General features: G+C 39.7%; 2 protein-coding genes. Both read right to left on the bottom strand.

From position 1 onward, the window contains the following. Nucleotides 1-145: 145 nt before the first annotated feature. Nucleotides 146-934, bottom strand: coding sequence for an RMD1 family protein (locus E1176_RS02805; RefSeq protein WP_155209060.1), 789 nt, complete (start codon nucleotides 932-934; stop codon nucleotides 146-148). 64 nt (nucleotides 935-998) lie between these two features. Further along, nucleotides 999-2,735, bottom strand: a complete 1,737-nt coding sequence (locus tag E1176_RS02800; protein WP_155209059.1) for an ABC transporter ATP-binding protein — start codon at nucleotides 2,733-2,735, stop codon at nucleotides 999-1,001. Between the last annotated feature and the right edge of the window lie 38 nt (nucleotides 2,736-2,773).

Here is a 2,773-nt window from a genome sequence, read left to right as displayed (position 1 = left end):
GGGTTACCGACATGCTTCGCATGGTGGTGTGGTGTAACTTAAATAGTACGAGCTACAAGCTCGCATTATCTACTTATAAAAGTAGATCTGGTCCAAGCGGACGCTTGAACCATCAAATACTTATAAAAAACACGAGCGTTTACTTCTACCAAACCTTCATTACGAATGTGTCGATTACCTCTACTAAGATGAGTATGATAATGATCCACTCGAGTTTGCTGCTTTCCCCATGATGATTGACCTCTAAAAAAGCCTCCAGGTTGGTTTCAATAATTTTAAAGTTGTTCTCAATCGCTTTATAACGGCTGTTTAGCTCAAAATGCTTGGAAAGCGTAGTGTTTAATGCATTATAATATTCATTTTCCCACGTAATAGGCGGAGCGTCAAATATGTATAGGTTTTCAGCTATCTTGTTTTGTGTATTGAGCGTGCGACCTATAAATTTTAAAATATTCTTCTTGTTGATATCCAGTTTTCCTTTACGCTCCATATTGGTCGTAGTGAGGCGCATTTGAGTCAATAACTCTTGCGATACGATATCATAATGATTTAGCGCAATACTTTGGGCCAAATTAAGCATGATGATTTTAGCTGCATCATCGTCTACATTATTTACAGTAAGCCTGGTAAATTCTGTCTTGATATAAGATTCAGAATCTACAACCACATCAAAATCATCGACCAACAAATCATCTACCTGTACGCCTTGAGCCTGCTCGAAATACTTAAGTATTTTGATGATATCTTCAACCGAAAGGTTATAAAAAACTACAGCTCCATAATTTATAATGAAGAAAAATTTATCGGCTGAAATCTTATAAAAAAGCTCAGTATTACTCGAAAACAAAGGTTCATAATCGATGAGCCCTTTTATTTTCTTGATGTCAATATTTTGTTTTAGGTGATATGCTTTCACCTTAATAATATCATGCATACGTCTTATAATATGTGTCTGATCAATAGACGCAGCAAACTGGTGAAAGTCACATGTTAATTATTTAAATTCTGGCCTGATAGGTATAGAGATCGAAGTAGCGGCCTTTTTTATCGATTAATTCATCATGCTTACCTCTCTCTACTATTTCCCCTTTTTCTACTACTAAAATCTGGTCTGCCTGCCTGATGGTGCTTAATCTGTGAGCGATCACAAATGTGGTACGACCTTTCATGAGCTCCTTTAAGCTTTGCTGTATATAGGCTTCACTTTCCATATCGAGATTTGAAGTGGCCTCATCTAAAATCAAAATACGAGGATCTGCTAAAATGGCTCTTGCAATCGCTATTCGCTGTTGTTGACCGCCAGAGAGTTTCACACCTCGCTCACCAATAGTGGTATCAAGGCCCTCTTCAAATCGATCGGTAAATTCATTGACATGCGCAGCTTGTACCGCTCTTAATAATTGCTCCTCACTAGCGTTGGGCCTGGGAAATAAGATATTCTCCCGAATGGTACCTTCAAATAAGAAATCGTTTTGAAGCACTACTCCCAAATGCTTACGGTAACTCTCAAGAGTAACTGTACTCATATCTACACCATCTATGCTTGCAACACCTTCATTTGGGTTTAAGAAGGATGCCGCCAGACCCGCAATCGTAGTTTTACCAGACCCTGATGTACCTACTAAAGCTGTGACTGATCCTGCAGGGGCGTCAAAACTTATGTTCTTAATTACATTTTTTCCTTCTTCGTAAGCAAACGAAACATCTTTAAAACTGATCGTCCCTTCTATTTTATCAAGGGCGGTTTCTCTTGATCTCTCCTCATCTTCAAGCGGCATGTTAAGCAATTCTTCCGTACGATCGAGTCCGGCAAATGCTTCGGTAAGTTGACTACCAATATTGCTCATCTGTACAATGGGAGCAATCATAAACCCTAGGTATAAGGTGAAGGCCAAAAAATCACCAAAAGTCATTTCTCCCTGCATGATCATGTAGCCACCTATGCCCATGATACCTGTAGAGGCAAGGCCAAGCAAAAAAGTAGCTGAACTAGTGACCAAACTTGTTGAAGTAAGACTCTTTTTTATGTTTAGAAAGAGCCTGTTTACACCCTCCTCAAAAGTTTTTATTTCTTGTGCCTCGGCATTGAAGCCTTTTATGACTCTCACTCCTCCGAGTGTTTCAGTCAGCCTACCGGTAACCTCGGCATTGATAACGCCTCTTTCTCTAAAAATAGGTCTTATATAACCAAACGCTTTAAGCGAAACCACTCCAAAAATAGCCACGGGTACAAGTACATATAGCGTCATCATGGCATTGATGTTTATGAGAATAATAAGGCTAATAATTGATGTTAAAATACCCCCAAATAGTTGAGCAAGGCCGGTACCTACGATATTACGTACACCTTCAACATCTGTCATGATGCGTGAAACCAGCTCACCGGTCTTGGTATTATCAAAAAACCTGACAGGCATTTTCACTATATGGGCCTGTACTTTGGCTCGTAGTTTTGCTATGAGATTCTGCGCCTCTACACTTAGGATCTGTGTCAATGCAAAGGAGGTGAGCGCCTGTACCAAAATGGCACCTCCCACTGCGAGTAGTAGCAGTTTAAGCATTTCCATATCATTATTAGGTATAACCTCATCCATGAGGTATTTGCTGGCGCCTGGCAGTACCAGGCCTGCTAGTCGGCTAATGATTATTAAGATAATACCGATGGCCACCTGTTTTCTGCGAGGCCAAACTATGGTTTTGAATACGTGACTGATCGTCACATTAGATTTGCTCATAAAGTAAGTTCTTAAAAAAGATTGACTTAGTTAACTAA

This window comes from Fulvivirga aurantia (assembly GCF_009711475.1).
GTDB classification, from domain to species: Bacteria; Bacteroidota; Bacteroidia; order Cytophagales; family Cyclobacteriaceae; genus Fulvivirga; species Fulvivirga aurantia.
This window is presented reverse-complemented; position numbering and strand designations above follow the sequence as displayed.

Excerpts from the sequence above, each read along its gene's own strand:
- E1176_RS02800 (WP_155209059.1), bottom strand. The coding sequence starts at position 2,735 with ATGAGCAAATCTAATGTGACGATCAGTCACGTATTCAAAACCATAGTT.
- E1176_RS02805 (WP_155209060.1), bottom strand. The coding sequence starts at position 934 with ATGCATGATATTATTAAGGTGAAAGCATATCACCTAAAACAAAATATT.